We start from the raw sequence: 16,262 nt of genomic DNA, 5'->3' as shown, positions 1-16,262 counted from the left end.
AAGGGTGTTGCTTATTTCTATAGAATCAACCAAATTATTTCTAGAAACCAAATAATTAAAAGTAAAAAAAGATTTATCATTTTTATTAAATTATCAGCCAAAAGCTGAGGTTTTGATTATTGTTTAAATAAAAAAGGAATTATTATATCAAACGAATTTAGTCGATCATTTTGATGCTTACTAGTTATTAATCCTCTTCAATATCAAATAAATACTCTACTGTCACATTAAAAAGACGCGCCATTTTAATAGCTAAAGTTACAGACGGATTAAATTTATTATTTTCTATTGCATAAATAGTTTGTCTAGAAACATCAACCTTTTTTGCCAAATCAGCTTGTGTTAAATTATGCCTTGCACGTTCTACTTTTATTAAGTTTTTCATTTAGTAAATGCGTTTTTTAAGTGCGAAAATTATGAGGTAAAACCACAGGAAAAGAATAATAAAATAATCTAAAGTTAACTTTATCTCTTCAGAAATTGAATAAGAAATTATAGTTATTGCTAATCCAATGAAAGATGTTAATTGAAATGATTCTAATCGTAATTTGTTAATATAATCATCTTCTATTTTTTCCATAGACATTAAATATATGACCATACCTAAAATTGAAGCAATCTCTAAAAAATGAATAGCTGAATTGGAAAGTAAGTTTTCAAAGTAATTAAATTTTGTAACATTTGGTAGTTCTCCTGTAAATCCTAACATAAAATCCTTGTAGCCAGAAATTGTAAAACCAACAATAAATATTAATAATCCTAATTTCTTACACCAATTTGGTAACATTTTAATTTTCATAAAGCTATTATTTTTATACAAATGTAAACAATACTTTACATTATGAAAATAAAAGATGTCTTTATTTTTAACTAGATGTTTCTGTTGTAATTAATAATATATAAAAACAATTTATATGTAAATGTCTTGCTGAGCTTGTCGAAGCATAATTTAAAAAGAATTATAAAAAAGGTCCTAGATAAGCTTAGATTGATGCCTTTTTTTTAAATTGTTATGAATATAATTAGCAGTATTTTTGATTTTAATTAAAAACATTTCGGTAATCTATTATTTTATTGAAATCTAAAAAAAAAACTAATGATCATTCAACAATTCATAACAAAACTAAAAGCAAACCCAACTTCAATCTTATTTGCAGAAACCATGCAAGTAATTGAAGACAACTATAATTTTACTCCAACTACTTTTACAAACGGAGATATTAAAAACAAGGCAGGAGAAAACTCGGGTTCTTGTAAGTTATTTGCATTTGCTAAAATTCAAAAAATGACAAAAGAAGAAACGTTATTTTGCTTTGGAGAACATTATAAAAATGTTTTAGAAGATGTAAACGGAGACTCTCATCAAAATATCAGAAATTTTATGAAGTTTGGTTTCGATGGTTTGTCTTTTGAAAGTGAAGCTTTAGAGGTCAAGTAAGAGTTTTTTTTAGAGTTCGAAAGTCATTTCGAAATGAGCTTTTTTGCGATTGAGAAATCTCATAGTATTGTTACGTTTTAGATTCTTCTTCTTCTTCTGTCATTCAGAATTACATTCAGTTTGTCATTTCGAAATGAACTTTTTTGCGATTGAGAAATCTCATTAATAATTATATCTTCTTTAAAAGAGAGATTCCTTGTCTTTCGCCTATTGGTATGTTAAAAAACTGTATTTTTAGAAAATGCAACACCTTTTATCAGAAATAAAACAATGTAAAATTTGTGAGCCACATTTAGATTTAGGAGCTAACCCTGTTGTTACTGCACATAAAAAATCTAAAATTGTAATTATTGGTCAAGCACCCGGAACAAAGGTTCATAAATCTGGGATTCCTTGGGACGATGCAAGCGGAAAACAATTAAGAAAGTGGCTCAATGTTTCTGATGAAGATTTTTACGATGTAGAAAAATTTGCAATTGTGCCCATGGGGTTTTGTTATCCTGGTAAAGGAAAAAGTGGTGATAAACCGCCCCGTAAAGAATGTGCTCCACAATGGCATCAGCAGTTATTTGAATTAATGCCAAACTTAAAAATGATAATTTTAATAGGAATGTATGCACAAAACTATTACCTAAAAGACAAAGCCAAAAGAACGCTTACAGAAACGGTAGATAATTATCCAGAGTATTTGCCTAAATATTTTACACTTCCGCATCCATCACCCAGAAATCGTTTTTGGTTGACTAAAAACCCCTGGTTTGAGAAAAATGTAATTCCAAATTTACAAAACAGAGTTAGAAAGATTATTATGTAAAAAAGTGGCAGAAAGTTTTATTTTTCGATTTTCAATTTTTTGAGAAAGAGTATTAAAGAATTTCTGTCTATCTACAGCAGCATCTCCAGAAAGGTTTTTAGAAAACTCTAATTGAGTTTTTAAATGTAGCTCAATTTGGTTTGTAGTATTTTCATCACTTACCTTAAAGTAACTTAGATTGGTATAAGGAACAAAAACTTTTTTATTAGTTTTTGTTTGCATAAGCACCGTGTTTAATAGAGGAACAAGGTTGTTATGGTATAAATGATAACTATTTTCGCTTTTGTCTCTTTTTTGATTCTTTGCTTGTTTTTCAATTATTAACAGAGAGTCTATTAAACCATCCGCAATTTTTATAGATTCTTCTTTTGTAGTGAGTCCAACGTCAAAAAAGTATTGAATTTGATTTAAAATATTATCGATGGTAGAGTCACTCCAAATTTCTATAAGAGCAACCTTATTGTATTTACTTAAAAAAGTATTATGATTTTTTAGAATTTCTTTAGAGGGAGTAAACTCAGAAAAAGGAAGTTTTTTTACCTTAGAATCGCTAGTAGACATATTTATTAAAGCGAAGATTCTAAACTTAGCAAAATAACTATTACCCGCATGATAGAGAGGGTAATCTTTAAGTGAATTAATTAGTAGCGCTTCTTTAGATTCTAATAAATTTTGAATTTCTTTTACAGCTTCTTTAAAAAAGACATGTAAAAAATCATTTGAAATTATATGATGAGTCTTTTCCACAACAATTTTTTGAGCATTATTTTTTGTTTCAATCAATAATGTGTTTAAACTAATATTGTAATGGTTAGAAAGTTGTAGTGTTTCTGTTAGGTTTAAGGGGGTTTTTCCTTTAATTCTGCGGTAAGCAGCATCATAACTTAAATCTAAAACATCCGAAATTTCGTCTATAAAAGAAACGTTTTTGGGGAGTTTTAGTTTTATTAAGTCAAATAATTTTTCTTGTTCTTTTTTCATAGGGATATTTAAAACTTAAATAATACAAAAAAATAAAATAGATTTTGCAGAATATACAATATTAGAGTAATCTTATTTCATTATTTTTGATTGTTAAATTTGACGAGGTTGGGGGACCTTAATAATTTATTTTAACCTTCTCATTCTAAATGAGGAGGTATTTTTTTGAGAATAAATATACTATTTTTATTGATGTTTACCTACTTCAAAGCCATGTTTTCCTAAATATTGATCTCCACTTTCAATTGCATCTTTTTCTAGTGTTGTTCCCATAGAATCATTCCAACGATTTAAGTATCCAAAAAGAGAAATAACACCTAACATTTCTACTATTTCACCTTCATCCCAATATTTATATAACTCATTTTTAATTTTTGTATCAACAGCATTAGGGACCATAGAGGCAGCTAATGAAAAATCTAAGGCAGCTCGTTCTGCATCAGAAAAAGCAGCATGTGTTTTGTATTCCCAAATATTATCTAATTGTTCTTGTTCTGCGCCATAACGTTCTGCGGCTCTAATGGCGTGGGCTTGGCAATATCTACAACCCGTAGCATTACTAGAAACCCAAGCAATCATTCTTTTTAATGCAGATGTTACTCTACCTTCATTAGCCATAACTGCTTTGTTTAAGTTTATGAAAGCTTTAGAAATTGCGGGTCTGCGTTGCATTGTTAAAACAGAATTAGGACAAAAACCTAAGGTTTCATTAAAGAATAGTGCTAATTCTTTTGTTTCCATGTCGTGTTCTGAAGATAATGGGGTAACTAATGGCATATTTATGATTTTAAATTTATTTATAGAATTCTATTTTATAACTTTACGATAAATATAACGGTAAAAAAATGAAAATAAAACTGCATTCTTATAATCTTCAATTAAAACACACATTTACAATATCTAGAGAGTCTCATGATTTTCAACCAAGTTTAGTTGTAGAGTTAATTTCAGATGGTTTTTCTGGTTTTGGTGAAGCAACTTCAAACCCTTATTATAATATTACGGTTACAAATATGAAGGCTATTATTCAAGAAAACTTGGCTTTTATTGAATCTTTGTCAGGCGAGAAACCTGCTGATTTTTGGCGAAAATTGCAACCGTTATTTGCTAAAAATATGTTTGCATTATGTGCTTTAGATATGGCTTTTAATGATTTGTACGCTCGTAAACAAAACAAAAAGTTATATGAAATTTGGGGTTTAAATATCGGTAAAAATCCAATGACAGATTATACTATTGGTATCGATTCTGTTGAAAAAATGGTAGCGAAGATGAAAGAACTTCCTTGGCCAATTTATAAAATAAAATTAGGGACTAAAAATGATATTGAAATAGTAACTGAATTAAGAAAACATTCTGATGCAATTTTTAGAATTGACGCCAATTGTGGTTGGACAGCAGATCAAGCAATAGAAAACTCTTTTAAATTAAAAGAATTAGGTGTAGAGTTTTTAGAGCAACCTTTAAAAGCAAATGATATTGAAGGGGCTAAAATATTATTCAAAAATTCTGCTTTACCAATCATAGCAGATGAAAGTTGTATTGTAGAAAGTGATGTAGAAAAATGTTTTGGTTTGTTTCATGGTGTAAATGTAAAGTTGACAAAATGTGGAGGACTAACACCAGGTAAAAGAATGTTAGAAAAAGCAAAAGAGTTAGGTTTAAAAACAATGGTTGGTTGCATGACGGAATCTACCGTAGGTATTTCTGCAATTGCACATTTATTACCGCTTTTAGATTATGTAGATATGGATGGTGGTTTGTTGTTAAAAAAAGATATTGCCAAAGGAATTACCATACACAATGGTGTAATTTCTTATGCTGATGAGAATGGAACTGGTGCTTCATTATTATAAATATGCAATTAGAAAAAGCACCAACTACAACAGCTTCTTTAAACGAAAAAGAATACTTGTATTTTAGTGGAACTTCTTATTTAGGAGTTGCTACTTTACCCGAATTTCAGGAATTAGTTTTTAAAGCAATTCAGAAATGGGGAGTTTCATACGGAAGTTCTAGAGGAGCAAATATAAAATTAGCTGTTTATGAAAAAGGTGAAACTTATTTGGCTAATTTTTTACAAACAGAAACAGCTGTAACTGTTTCTTCAGGAACTTTAGCTGGACAATTTGCTATAAAAAAAATAGACACGTTTGTAGATGTTTTTTATTTTATGCCTAAAACGCATCCGGCAATTTTACCGGAAAATTCGTTACCTATTTTTAATAACTTAGAATTACATCCTTCTTTAAAATCAATTAAAAACAAAAAAATAAGTATTGTTTTAGATGGAATTGCAGCATTTGAAACAACGCCGTTTTCTTTTGATTTTTTAAATGAAATTGACAGTTCTAATACTATTTATTTGGTTATAGATGAATCGCACAGTTTAGGAGTTTTAGGAGAAAACGGAAACGGAATTTCTAATTTAGTGCCAAAGAGTAAAAATATAAAAGTGATTATTACTTCTTCTTTAGGGAAGGCTTTTGGTATTAATGGCGGTGTAATTGCTGGAGATTTAAGTTTTATCAATCTTATTAAAAAAGACAATCTTTTTATTGGGGCTGCTGGTATGAGTCCTGCTTTTTTAGAGGTTTTTATAAATGCTCAAGAAATTTATAAAAGGCAATTAGTAAAGCTGAAAAGTAATATGGAGTATATGTTTGATCAATTAAAAAATAATACAGCCATTACTATTGATAAAACGTATCCTGTTTTCTTTCATTCTGATGAAAAAATAGCACAAATTTTATGGGATAAAAATATTTTAATTACTTCTTTTTATTATGCTACAAGTAGTAAGAAATTTAATAGAATAGTTCTCAATGCAAATCATACTAAAGAACAGTTAGATTTTTTATGTAAAAGTTTCATTTTTAATTAAATGAAGTCTTGTATTTTACGTTCAATAGATTTATTCAATTTATCCCTTAACTTATAAGGGTTTTCTTATTTTTGTAAGAACAAGCACAATTTACTATTTCAATTTATAAAAAAACGATAATAATACAATCTAATATGGCTACAAATATTGTAAAAACTACCTGGAAAGAAAACATGCAATTCGAATCTGATAATCCGAGTGGATTAAATTTAACGATGGATGCAGGAGAAGAAAGTGGAGGAGAAGGAAAAGGGTATAGACCAAAAGCTTTAATGTTAGCATCATTAGCTGGTTGTTCTGGTTTAGATGTAGTGTCTTTGTTAGCAAAAATGCGTGCTGAGGTTGCCGATTTTAAAATTGATATTACTGCAGAATTAACAGAAGAACACCCAAAATTTTATAAGAAAGTAAAAGTAGATTATCATTTTACTGATACAGACTTAAAGCCAGAAAAAATTCAGAAAGCTGTAAATTTATCGGTAACAAAATACTGTGGTGTTATGGAAATGTTTCGTCAATTTGCTGAGGTAGAAATTGAAATTCATTTACATAAAATTGAAAATTAAGTGATAAACCAGCTATGAGATGGACGTTAAAACCAAAAGCAGATAGGGAAAAAATAGAAAAATTAGCAAAAGAGCTTCAGGTAGATAAAACCATAGCAGCAATTCTTTGTCAAAGAGGTATCGAAACATTTGAGGAAGCTAAAAATTATTTTCGCCCTAGTTTAGATGAAATTCACGATCCTTTTTTAATGAAAGATATGGATTTGGCAGTTGCTAGAATTGAAACGGCAATTGCTAACAATGAAAATATTCTTGTTTTTGGTGATTATGATGTAGATGGAACAACAGCTGTTTCTTTGGTTGCGTCTTATTTAAAAACGATTTATCCAAATATTGCAACTTATATTCCAGATAGGTATGCAGAAGGTTATGGCGTTTCTTATATGGGAATAGATTTTGCGCATGACAATGATTTCTCTTTAATTATTGCCTTAGATTGCGGAATAAAAGCTATTGACAAGGTTGCGTATGCTACAGAGAAAAATGTCGATTTTATTATTTGCGATCACCATAAACCGGGAGATGAAATACCGAAGGCAGTTGCCGTTCTAAATGCAAAAAGAGAAGATTGTTTTTATCCGTTTGATGAGCTTTGTGGTTGTGGAGTTGGGTTTAAGTTAATTCAAGCTCTGGGAAGCTCTAGAGGTCAAACGATAGAAGATTTTGTTCCGTATTTAGATTTGGTTGCTACAGCAATTGCTGCAGATATTGTACCTATGAATGGCGAAAATAGAGTTTTGGCGTATCATGGTTTACAAGTAATTAACCAAAGTCCAAGAAACGGAATTAAGGCAATTATTCATCAAACTAAAAAGTCTGAATTAACAATTACCGATGTTGTTTTTACCATTGCACCAAGAATAAATGCAGCTGGTAGAATGAAGCATGGTAATTATGCGGTAGAATTATTAACAGAAATGGATTTTGACTCGGCGGTGGAGTTTGCTGCTGCCATAGAAATTTTTAATGCAGATAGAAAAGATTTAGATAAGAAAATTACAGACCAAGCTTTAATTCAGATTATTGACAATGAAGAGGAAGATCGTTTTACTTCTGTGGTTTTTCAACAAGATTGGCATAAAGGAGTTATTGGTATTGTTGCTTCTCGTTTAATTGAAAAATATTATAGACCTACCTTAGTTTTTACCAAAAGTGGCGATAAATTAGCGGCTTCTGCACGCTCTGTAAAAGGTTTTGATGTTTATAATGCATTGCATGCTTGTGAAGAGTTTATAGAACAATTTGGCGGACATAAATATGCCGCAGGTTTAACTTTAGCACCTGAAAACTACGAGAACTTCAAAAATAAATTTGAAGAAGTTGTAAAAGCTACAATTGATAAAGAGTTGTTAACTCCTGAGATTTCTATAGATGCAGAAATAGATTTGTTAGAAATTACACCTAAGTTTTTTAGAATTATTCAGCAAATGGCACCGTTTGGTCCTATGAATATGCGACCGACTTTTAAAACAAGTTGTGTAAGAGATAATGGTTACGGAAAACAAGTTGGTGCAGATAAAACGCATTTAAAACTAAATGTTTTTCAGGGGGATAATAAAAGAACTTTTAATTCCATTGGTTTTGGTTTAGGTGATAAAATGGAGTTTGTGCAAAACGATTTTGATATCGTATATGGCTTAGATGAAAATGATTGGAATGGGAATAAATCGATACAATTATTATTGAAAGATTTAAGATAGATAGCAATTGTCATTCCGACAGAGAGACGCAGGAACGACGAGGAATCTAGAATTTTCGTATTTATAATTTAGATTCCTCAATCGGCAAAAAGGCCTTATTTCAGAATGACATGTTGAGTTTTAAGTTTAATTTATCGTTACAATTGTCATTCGGATAGAAAGACGCAGGAGCGACGAGGAATCTAGAATTTTCGTAATTGTAATTTAGATTCCTCAATCGGCAAAAGGCCTCATTTCGGAATGACATTTTGAGTTTTTAAGTTTAATTTATCGTTACAAATGTCATTCCGACAGAGAGACGTAGGAACGACGTGGAATCTAGAGGTTTCGTAATTATAATTTAGATTCCTCAATCGGCAAAAGGCCTCATTTCGGAATGACATTCTGAGTTTTTAATATAATTGATTATATTTAAGAATGTTTAAACAATACTTTATTTATATAATTACAAACGAAAAGAAAACAGTTTTATATATAGGAGTTACAAACAATATTCAAAAAAGAATTTCCCAACATTATTTTGATAGTCAGAATGCAAAGAAATCATTTGCAGGAAAATACAATTGTTATTATTTACTGTATTATGAAACTTTTGAGGATATCAACTTGGCTATTTTACGTGAGAAACAGTTAAAAGGTTTAAGAAGAGAAAAGAAAGATGAAATTATCTCAGATTTTAATCCGAATTGGGATTTTTTAAATAATGATGTTTTATAATGAATGTCATTCCGACAGATAGACGCAGGAACGACGAGGAATCTTGAATTTTCGTAATTGTAATTTAGATTCCTCAATCGGCAAAAGGCCTCATTTCGGAATGACATTTTGAGTTTTTAATATATTTGGTTATATTTAAGAATGTTTAAACAATACTTTATTTATATAATTACAAACGAAAAGAAAACAGTTTTATATATAGGAGTTACAAACAACATTCAAAAAAGAATTTCTCAACATTATTTTGATAGTCAGAATGCAAAGAAATCATTTGCAGGAAAATACAATTGTTATTATTTACTGTATTATGAAACTTTTGAGGATATCAACTTGGCTATTTTACGTGAGAAACAGTTAAAAGGTTTAAGGAGAGAAAAGAAAGATAAAATTATCTCAGATTTTAATCCGAATTGGGATTTTTTAAATAATGATGTTTTATAATGAATGTCATTCCGACAGAGAGACGCAGGAACGACGAGGAATCTAAAGGTTCTGCAATTGTATTTAGATTCCTCAATCGTGAAATACTCATTTCGGAATGACATGTTTAGTTTTTAAGTTTAATTTATCGTTCCAATTGTCATTCCGATAGAGACTTAGGAGCGACGAGGAATCTGGGTTTTTATAATTATAGTTTTAGATTCCTCAATCGTGAAATACTCATTTCGGAATGACATGTTTAGTTTTTAAGTTTAATTTATCGTTCCAATTGTCATTCCGACAGAGAGACTTAGGAGCGACGAGGAATCTAGAATTTTCGTATTTATAATTTAGATTCCTCAATCGCCAAAAGGCCTCATTTCGGAATGACATTTTGAGTTTTAAGGTTATTTTGTAGTTCCAATGTCATTCCGACAGAGAGACGCAGGAACGATGAGGAATCTAGAATTTTCGTATTTATAATTTAGATTCCTCAATCGCCAAAAGGCCTCATTTCGGAATGACATTTTGAGTTTTAAGGTTATTTTGTAGTTCCAATGTCATTCCGACAGAGAGACGCAGGAACGATGAGGAATCTAGAATTTCTACAATTATTATTTAGATTCCTCAATCGGCAAAAAGCCTCATTTCAGAATGACATTCTAAATTTCTAAATATTTATTTCAATAAAAAACCCACTCCTAAATTAGAAGTGGGAAAATTGCTATGAAAAAGAAAATGATAAGAAAGTATCTTACCATAATCATTAAGACGATCCTTTTTATTAAAACTTACACTTTATTTTAAAATAATTAAAATTAATTTTCCATTGACATTAAAACCATTCTTAACTCCATAAAAGTGAATGATTTATCTACTTTTTCTTTTAGGTCTGTTAAGCTTTTAAATTCTGTATCTTCTATAGCATTTACTATTTGCTTATACTTTTTAGTGTCTATTAATTCTAAAATATCAACATCTCCAGAAGGAATATAACTCGCTAAATGACTTTCTATAGTTCCGGTAGTTAAGCTTCTTTCTTTAACGATTTCTTTAATTGAAAGCCCAGATTTAAACAACTCAAAAGTAATTTGTTTGGTAGGTTTTTTATCTTCTTTCTTTTGCTCGTTTAATTTATTGATTCCGTTTTTTTTACAATAATCTTCAATGACTTCTAAAATTTGCTCACCATATTTGGTTACGCGAGTTTTCCCCATTCCAACAGTGCTTAACAATGCTTTTTCTGTTCTAGGTAAGTCATCACACATGGCGTATAAAGCTTCTTGTGTAAATATTTGAAAATGCGGAATTCCTAAATCTTTAGAAATATCATCTCTTAGCTGGCGTAGTTTTAACGCTAAAATTGGGTCGCGTTTAGAGGCTACTGTTTTCTTTTTAACCGGTGATGATTTTTGTAAAACAGCATTTGCTCTTACTTTTAAATAGTCTCTTACTTTAAAACCATTGTTTATTTTTTGAAGCGCAAACAGTTTTTCTAATAGCTTTTCTTGTAAGCTGTCAAACTGTTTGGTAAAATCACTTTTTACTGTTTTATTGTCTGTAGAAAATTGAATGGCATTTAAAGGTTTTAGAATATTACCTTTTGTTTGTGTTACAAAATAATCTACTGCTTTTGTAAAACGTTCTTGAATTTGAGAACTATTTTCTGGTAAGATATTGTCTTCACAAATTTGTGCTAACTGATTTTTAAATCCGTTAGAAACTTTCATTAAAGCTACAACACCATCATCTTTTATAGTTTGTAAATGATCTATAACATCTCCTTTTATACTTGTATGATTTTTATAAAAAATATCAATTAATCTAGATATTGGGTATAAAAATGGTTGATAATCGAATAACTCAGAAATTAAATTCAGTTGAAAATGTCTTTCAGATTCGTTTAAAACACGTTCATCTGGGTGATTTTCTTCTACACTTTCATTAAAAACACTAACGGTTCTGTCATTAATAATTGCACTGCTGGTAATTGGTGTTTTTAAAACCAAACCTTCTAAAGAAGTACATCTACTTAAGGCAACATACGTTTGTCCGTGGGCAAAAGAAGCTTCTGCATCTATAATGGCTTTTTCAAAGGTTAAACCCTGACTTTTATGAATGGTAATTGCCCAAGCCAATCGCAAGGGAATTTGAGAAAAAGAACCAATTACGTCTTCTTTAATCTCTTTAGTTTCTTCATTAATGGAATAATTTACATTGTCCCAAGTTTCTCTTTCTGTAACAATCTCATCAATTTCATTGGGACACTGTACTGTTACATTTTGTAGCGAAATATCTGTTATAATTCCTATTTTTCCGTTGTAATATCTCTTATCTGGAGAGGAGTCATTTTTGATAAACATTACTTGTGCTCCCATTTTCAATTCTAACTTTTCATCATTCGGAAAAGCATTATCATTGAATTTACCAGAAACATCAGCTTTAAAAAAGTAACTTTTGGTATTGAGTTTATTTAATTCTGAACTGTTAATTAAATTGGCTCTATTATTATGAGTTGTTAAGGTAATATAACCATCATCTTTGGTAGGAGAGAAGGTGGGATCGTAATTTCTATTTAAAATTTCAGCAGATTTTTCTGATAAGGTATCGGTTCTAATTTCATTTAAAATGGTAATGAAATCTTCATTTTTCTGACGATAAATATGTTTCAATTCTATGGAAACAACATCTGCTTCTTGATACGCTTTAGAACTAAAAAAGTAAACAGTATTGTAATGCTGCTGCAACAAACTCCATTCATTTGGCCTAACTACTGGCGCTAATTGTTGTAAATCTCCAATCATTAAAACCTGTGCACCACCAAAAACTTTATTTCGGTTTTTATAACGACGCATCACTTGGTCTATTCCGTCTAACAAATCGGCACGAACCATAGAAATTTCATCAATAATTATTAAATCTAACGATTTTATAATATCAATCTTCGTTTTAGAAAACTTACGTTGCTGGTTTGTATTTGCAATCTGATCTGGTAAAATAGGACCAAACGGCATTTGAAAAAAAGAATGAATTGTTACTCCTTTTGCGTTAATTGCTGCAACACCCGTTGGTGCTACAATAACCATTCTTTTTAAAGATTCCTTTTTAATTTGATGTAAAAAAGTAGTTTTTCCTGTACCTGCTTTTCCTGTAACAAAAATATTTCTATCTGTTTTATCAATAAATTGTAGAGCAAGTTCTAATTCAGGATTTTTTGACATTTTTACTTTTTGGTGCAAGGTAAATAAACATTATTATAAATAATAAAATAATTATTCTTGATTTAACATGTAATTTAACCAATTTTTAAAGAATACTATTGTTTACCTTTTTCGCCATTATAGTGATACACTTTAATGCTGTTTATTTTAGGTTGTTAGGATCTAGTTGTGAGAATAGCCAGCAAACAAGTTTAGCGCTGATTAAGCCTTTCGTCAAGCTCAAGAAAAGCTATTTGTTTGAGCTCTTTTTTGAGGAAGGAAAAGAAAGCGAGTAGCGAAAGCAGGAAATGGCTTCAAATAAAAAAAACCAAGCAAAAGCTCAGGGTTTTATTATAAATAAGTAGTAGGAGAAACGCTATTTATTAATATCTATAAATTTAAGTATCTCTTTGTAATTCTTATTCCATGGCCAAAAGAATTGGCTCATCATTGGTATGTGTTTCTTTTCTTGAAAATTGATGTGAACGCTTGGTTGAAATGTATGTAACTTTTCTACAAATTCTTTATTTTGAGAAATAATTGATGGAAATGTTTTTGTTCCGGTTATCATAAATATAGGTGGTGTTTTTTCTGATACAAAATAAATGGGTGAAGCATCTTTCCAATTTTCTTCTTTGCTTGTCCAAGTTACATCATAATTATGTTCTTTAGTTGGTGGGTATTTCTTTAAAAAAGAATACATATCTAGCCCTGCAGCATCATTTAAAATGATTCCTTTAACCATCTCTTTATTGTTTAAATATTTAGGATTCGTTCCTACCAACGCAATTAAATGTCCGCCTGCAGAATGGCCCATTAAAAATATTTGTTCAGGGTTTCCGTTGTACTTTTCGATGTTTTCATAAGTCCATTTTATGGCTGCAGTAACTTCTTTTGCCATCGTATCGTAATTACCATTAGGGCTTAACGTATAGTTAGGAATAACAGTTACCACACCTTTTTTGGCGAAATTTCTACCTAAAAATCCGTAGATTCCTTTTTTACCTTCATTCCAATAACCACCATGAATAAAAATTACAACGGGGTTGTCTTTAGACTTTCGAGTCTTGTATATATCTAATTGAGGAAAAGAAGTTACTAATGCTTTTGAATCTTTTACATAAGTTATATCGCTTATTTTTTTAGACGCACAGCTAGATAATAAAAAGATACATAAAACTACAGCTAGTCTTTTAAAATAAATAGGTTTACGAATTGATGCTATTAATTTGTTCATTCCTTTTTAAATTTTATTATGCTTTAAGCAATTTTAAAGAAGTTTTTTAATAATATTAAAATATTTAAAAGGGATATATTTTAAAGGTAAATCTATCCAAGTTGGGTTGGTAACAACGGCTCTTTTATGGCTAAAAGCAAAAAAACTGTTTTGTCCGTGATAGTTTCCTAATCCGCTATTTCCTACACCGCCAAATGGTAAATTGTGGTTGCTTACGTGCATTAACGTATCATTAATACAAGCGCCACCAGATGAGGTTTTGGCTAAAATATCTTTTGCATTTTTGTTTTTTCCAAAATAATAGAAAGCCAAAGGTTTTTCATTTTTATTGATGTAATCTATAGTTTCATTAATATGACTAAAACTCATTACAGGCAATATTGGTCCGAATATTTCTGCTTGCATGATTTTAAAATCTGGCTGAACATTATCTATAATAGTAGGAGCAATAAATTTTTCTTTCATATCGATTTCTCCACCTGTATGTATCGTTCCTTCGTTTAATAAGCCACTCAAACGCATTACTGCATCGTCATTTACAATGCGCGGATAAAAACGACTTTGTTTAATATCATCACCATACATCAATTTGATGTTTTTGGCAATTTTATTTAGTAATTCGTCTTTAATAGATTCGTGTGCAAAAAGGTAATCTGGCGCAATACATGTTTGTCCTGCATTAATTAATTTTCCCCAAATAATTCGTTTAGCGGCAATGTCTATATTGGCATCGGCATCTACTATACACGGACTTTTACCGCCTAATTCTAAAACAACTGGTGTTAGATTTTCTGCGGCAGCTTTCATAACTACTTTACCAACTTTAGGACTTCCTGTAAAGAAAATAATATCGAAACGTTGTGCAAATAATAAGGTATTGGTTTCTCTACCGCCATGCACGACACTTATATAATTAGAGTCAAAGTTTTCTGCAATCATATCGTCCATAACCTTAGCAACTGTTGGTGTGTCTGGAGATGGTTTTAATACACTACAACAACCAGCCGAAATTGCTCCAACTAAAGTGTTTATAAGCAGTTGAAAAGGATAGTTCCAAGGAGCAACAATTAATGCTGTACCCAAAGGCTCATACATAATTTTACTAGAGGCTGGTTTTAAATGAAGTGGTGAGGCAACTCTTTTAGGAGCTGCCCATTTTTTTAAATGTTTAACATGGTTGTCAATTTCACCAATAACAAGACTTATTTCTGTTAAATATGCTTCTTCTGGCGATTTGTGTAAATCTTGCCATAAAGCAGCTTCAATTTTTTGTTGATATTGAAGAATGGCTTTTTTTAACGTTTTTAATTGCGTTAATCGAAAGCCAATATCTTTTGTTTTATGTGTAGAAAAAAATGTTTTATGTGCTGCTATATTTTTAAGAATAATATCTTTTGATGTTTCTGTCATTAGAATGTGTGTTTAATTACTTTTTGCGACCTGTAAAATGTTCCATAGTTTTATAAATACCTAATACGGTGCCGGCAAACCAATCGAACATGTTAAGAGACATAAAACCTTGTCCTATTCTTGTAAGTCTATATATGTAGCCTGGAATGGTTACCATTCGTTTATTATTCTCTATTGCTTTAATAATGGTAAGGGAAGCTGCCTCAGGATCTAGAATTGGTATTTTAGATTGTACGCCGTCAAACATTCCTGTATTTATATAGTAAGGCATTATGGTAGTTACATGAATACTCTTTTTTAATTGTTTCATCTCTAAACGTAAACTATCAGACCATCCAATTAAAGACCATTTACTTGCTGCGTATACAGACATTTTAGGGTTAGAAATTAAGCCTCCGGAAGAAGCAATATTACAGATGTGTCCAGAATTTTGATCTAACATCCCTTCTAAAAACTCCCTAGTTATAAACATTGGCGCATTGGCATTAATTTCCATTGTTTTTACTATATCCTTTGTCGTGTGTTCATGAAAAAACTTACCAGCAACAATGCCTGCATTATTTATAAGAATATCTACGGTGCCAGTTTCTTGTATTACTTTTTTAGCAGTTTCTTTAATTTGATTGATATCAGAAACATCAACTACATGACCAACAAGATCACCTTTGTTAGCGAATTCTAAAATAGTTTCATGAATTTTAGAATTGTTGATATCCCAAATAATCACTTTGGCTCCGCGTTCTAATAGTAAACGAACCATTATTTTACCAATACCAGATGCTCCGCCGGTTATTAGTGCTGTTTTACCTTTTATTTGTTTCATGTATTTAAAATTATCAGAATTTAGCTAAGTTATCTTTTTGACAGCTTAGAAACTAATGAAAAGATAAAAGTC

Annotated in this window: 16 protein-coding genes; 8 read left to right on the top strand and 8 right to left on the bottom strand. The window is 30.3% G+C overall.

What is annotated here, in order from left to right; all coding sequences use genetic code 11:
- Positions 1 to 187: 187 nt before the first annotated feature.
- Positions 188 to 385, bottom strand: a complete 198-nt coding sequence (locus KV700_RS07650; RefSeq protein ID WP_218599692.1) for a helix-turn-helix transcriptional regulator — start codon at positions 383 to 385, stop codon at positions 188 to 190.
- Positions 386 to 799 (bottom strand): hypothetical protein, encoded by a 414-nt coding sequence (locus KV700_RS07645; protein WP_218599691.1) that lies wholly within the window; start codon positions 797 to 799, stop codon positions 386 to 388.
- Positions 800 to 1,096: 297 nt separating this feature from the next.
- On the opposite strand from KV700_RS07645, the gene KV700_RS07640 reads away from it, so the two are divergent.
- Positions 1,097 to 1,438, top strand: coding sequence for a HopJ type III effector protein (locus tag KV700_RS07640; RefSeq protein ID WP_218599690.1), 342 nt, complete (start codon positions 1,097 to 1,099; stop codon positions 1,436 to 1,438).
- A gap of 241 nt (positions 1,439 to 1,679) precedes the next feature.
- Positions 1,680 to 2,252, top strand: coding sequence for a uracil-DNA glycosylase family protein (locus tag KV700_RS07635; RefSeq protein WP_218599689.1), 573 nt, complete (start codon positions 1,680 to 1,682; stop codon positions 2,250 to 2,252).
- On the opposite strand, the gene KV700_RS07630 is transcribed toward KV700_RS07635, so the two are convergent.
- Both KV700_RS07630 and KV700_RS07625 read right to left on the bottom strand, forming a co-directional pair.
- Entirely contained in the window at positions 2,220 to 3,233 is a 1,014-nt protein-coding gene (locus KV700_RS07630) for a helix-turn-helix domain-containing protein (RefSeq protein ID WP_166387051.1), read from the bottom strand. The two genes, KV700_RS07635 and KV700_RS07630, sit on opposite strands and share 33 nt — an antisense overlap.
- 186 nt (positions 3,234 to 3,419) lie before the next feature.
- On the bottom strand, positions 3,420 to 4,010 hold the full coding sequence (locus KV700_RS07625; protein WP_166387053.1) for a carboxymuconolactone decarboxylase family protein: 591 nt from the start codon (positions 4,008 to 4,010) through the stop codon (positions 3,420 to 3,422).
- A gap of 68 nt (positions 4,011 to 4,078) precedes the next feature.
- On the opposite strand from KV700_RS07625, the gene KV700_RS07620 reads away from it, so the two are divergent.
- From KV700_RS07620 to KV700_RS07595, 6 genes are all read left to right on the top strand, one after another.
- Positions 4,079 to 5,089 (top strand): dipeptide epimerase, encoded by a 1,011-nt coding sequence (locus tag KV700_RS07620; protein ID WP_218599688.1) that lies wholly within the window; start codon positions 4,079 to 4,081, stop codon positions 5,087 to 5,089.
- 2 nt (positions 5,090 to 5,091) lie between these two features.
- Positions 5,092 to 6,117, top strand: a complete 1,026-nt coding sequence (locus KV700_RS07615; RefSeq protein ID WP_166387057.1) for an aminotransferase class I/II-fold pyridoxal phosphate-dependent enzyme — start codon at positions 5,092 to 5,094, stop codon at positions 6,115 to 6,117.
- Between the two features lie 134 nt (positions 6,118 to 6,251).
- Positions 6,252 to 6,683 (top strand): OsmC family protein, encoded by a 432-nt coding sequence (locus tag KV700_RS07610; RefSeq protein ID WP_166387059.1) that lies wholly within the window; start codon positions 6,252 to 6,254, stop codon positions 6,681 to 6,683.
- A 14-nt stretch (positions 6,684 to 6,697) separates the two neighbouring features.
- Positions 6,698 to 8,383 carry a single-stranded-DNA-specific exonuclease RecJ gene (gene recJ / locus KV700_RS07605; protein ID WP_218599687.1) on the top strand — a complete coding sequence of 562 codons (1,686 nt, stop codon included), beginning with the start codon at positions 6,698 to 6,700 and terminating at the stop codon, positions 8,381 to 8,383.
- Between the two features lie 417 nt (positions 8,384 to 8,800).
- Positions 8,801 to 9,100, top strand: a complete 300-nt coding sequence (locus KV700_RS07600; RefSeq protein ID WP_218599686.1) for a GIY-YIG nuclease family protein — start codon at positions 8,801 to 8,803, stop codon at positions 9,098 to 9,100.
- Positions 9,101 to 9,241: 141 nt separating this feature from the next.
- Positions 9,242 to 9,541 (top strand): GIY-YIG nuclease family protein, encoded by a 300-nt coding sequence (locus KV700_RS07595; RefSeq protein ID WP_218599685.1) that lies wholly within the window; start codon positions 9,242 to 9,244, stop codon positions 9,539 to 9,541.
- Positions 9,542 to 10,338: 797 nt separating this feature from the next.
- On the opposite strand, the gene KV700_RS07590 is transcribed toward KV700_RS07595, so the two are convergent.
- The 4 genes from KV700_RS07590 to KV700_RS07575 form a co-directional block, all read right to left on the bottom strand.
- Positions 10,339 to 12,741 carry a helix-turn-helix domain-containing protein gene (locus tag KV700_RS07590; RefSeq protein WP_218599684.1) on the bottom strand — a complete coding sequence of 801 codons (2,403 nt, stop codon included), beginning with the start codon at positions 12,739 to 12,741 and terminating at the stop codon, positions 10,339 to 10,341.
- Positions 12,742 to 13,096: 355 nt separating this feature from the next.
- Positions 13,097 to 13,957: an alpha/beta hydrolase gene (locus KV700_RS07585; RefSeq protein WP_218599683.1), complete on the bottom strand. Its 861-nt coding sequence runs from the start codon at positions 13,955 to 13,957 to the stop codon at positions 13,097 to 13,099.
- A 33-nt stretch (positions 13,958 to 13,990) separates the two neighbouring features.
- Positions 13,991 to 15,367, bottom strand: coding sequence for an aldehyde dehydrogenase (locus tag KV700_RS07580; RefSeq protein ID WP_218599682.1), 1,377 nt, complete (start codon positions 15,365 to 15,367; stop codon positions 13,991 to 13,993).
- 16 nt (positions 15,368 to 15,383) lie between these two features.
- Positions 15,384 to 16,190 (bottom strand): SDR family oxidoreductase, encoded by an 807-nt coding sequence (locus tag KV700_RS07575; RefSeq protein WP_218599681.1) that lies wholly within the window; start codon positions 16,188 to 16,190, stop codon positions 15,384 to 15,386.
- Positions 16,191 to 16,262: the final 72 nt, after the last annotated feature.

Source organism: Polaribacter sp. NJDZ03, assembly GCF_019263805.1.
Lineage (GTDB): Bacteria > Bacteroidota > Bacteroidia > Flavobacteriales > Flavobacteriaceae > Polaribacter.
This window is presented reverse-complemented; position numbering and strand designations above follow the sequence as displayed.

Excerpts from the sequence above, each read along its gene's own strand:
- KV700_RS07650 (WP_218599692.1), bottom strand. The coding sequence starts at position 385 with ATGAAAAACTTAATAAAAGTAGAACGTGCAAGGCATAATTTAACACAA.
- KV700_RS07645 (WP_218599691.1), bottom strand. The coding sequence starts at position 799 with ATGAAAATTAAAATGTTACCAAATTGGTGTAAGAAATTAGGATTATTA.
- KV700_RS07640 (WP_218599690.1), top strand. The coding sequence starts at position 1,097 with ATGATCATTCAACAATTCATAACAAAACTAAAAGCAAACCCAACTTCA.
- KV700_RS07635 (WP_218599689.1), top strand. The coding sequence starts at position 1,680 with ATGCAACACCTTTTATCAGAAATAAAACAATGTAAAATTTGTGAGCCA.
- KV700_RS07630 (WP_166387051.1), bottom strand. The coding sequence starts at position 3,233 with ATGAAAAAAGAACAAGAAAAATTATTTGACTTAATAAAACTAAAACTC.
- KV700_RS07625 (WP_166387053.1), bottom strand. The coding sequence starts at position 4,010 with ATGCCATTAGTTACCCCATTATCTTCAGAACACGACATGGAAACAAAA.
- KV700_RS07620 (WP_218599688.1), top strand. The coding sequence starts at position 4,079 with ATGAAAATAAAACTGCATTCTTATAATCTTCAATTAAAACACACATTT.
- KV700_RS07615 (WP_166387057.1), top strand. The coding sequence starts at position 5,092 with ATGCAATTAGAAAAAGCACCAACTACAACAGCTTCTTTAAACGAAAAA.
- KV700_RS07610 (WP_166387059.1), top strand. The coding sequence starts at position 6,252 with ATGGCTACAAATATTGTAAAAACTACCTGGAAAGAAAACATGCAATTC.
- recJ (WP_218599687.1), top strand. The coding sequence starts at position 6,698 with ATGAGATGGACGTTAAAACCAAAAGCAGATAGGGAAAAAATAGAAAAA.
- KV700_RS07600 (WP_218599686.1), top strand. The coding sequence starts at position 8,801 with ATGTTTAAACAATACTTTATTTATATAATTACAAACGAAAAGAAAACA.
- KV700_RS07595 (WP_218599685.1), top strand. The coding sequence starts at position 9,242 with ATGTTTAAACAATACTTTATTTATATAATTACAAACGAAAAGAAAACA.
- KV700_RS07590 (WP_218599684.1), bottom strand. The coding sequence starts at position 12,741 with ATGTCAAAAAATCCTGAATTAGAACTTGCTCTACAATTTATTGATAAA.
- KV700_RS07585 (WP_218599683.1), bottom strand. The coding sequence starts at position 13,957 with ATGAACAAATTAATAGCATCAATTCGTAAACCTATTTATTTTAAAAGA.
- KV700_RS07580 (WP_218599682.1), bottom strand. The coding sequence starts at position 15,367 with ATGACAGAAACATCAAAAGATATTATTCTTAAAAATATAGCAGCACAT.
- KV700_RS07575 (WP_218599681.1), bottom strand. The coding sequence starts at position 16,190 with ATGAAACAAATAAAAGGTAAAACAGCACTAATAACCGGCGGAGCATCT.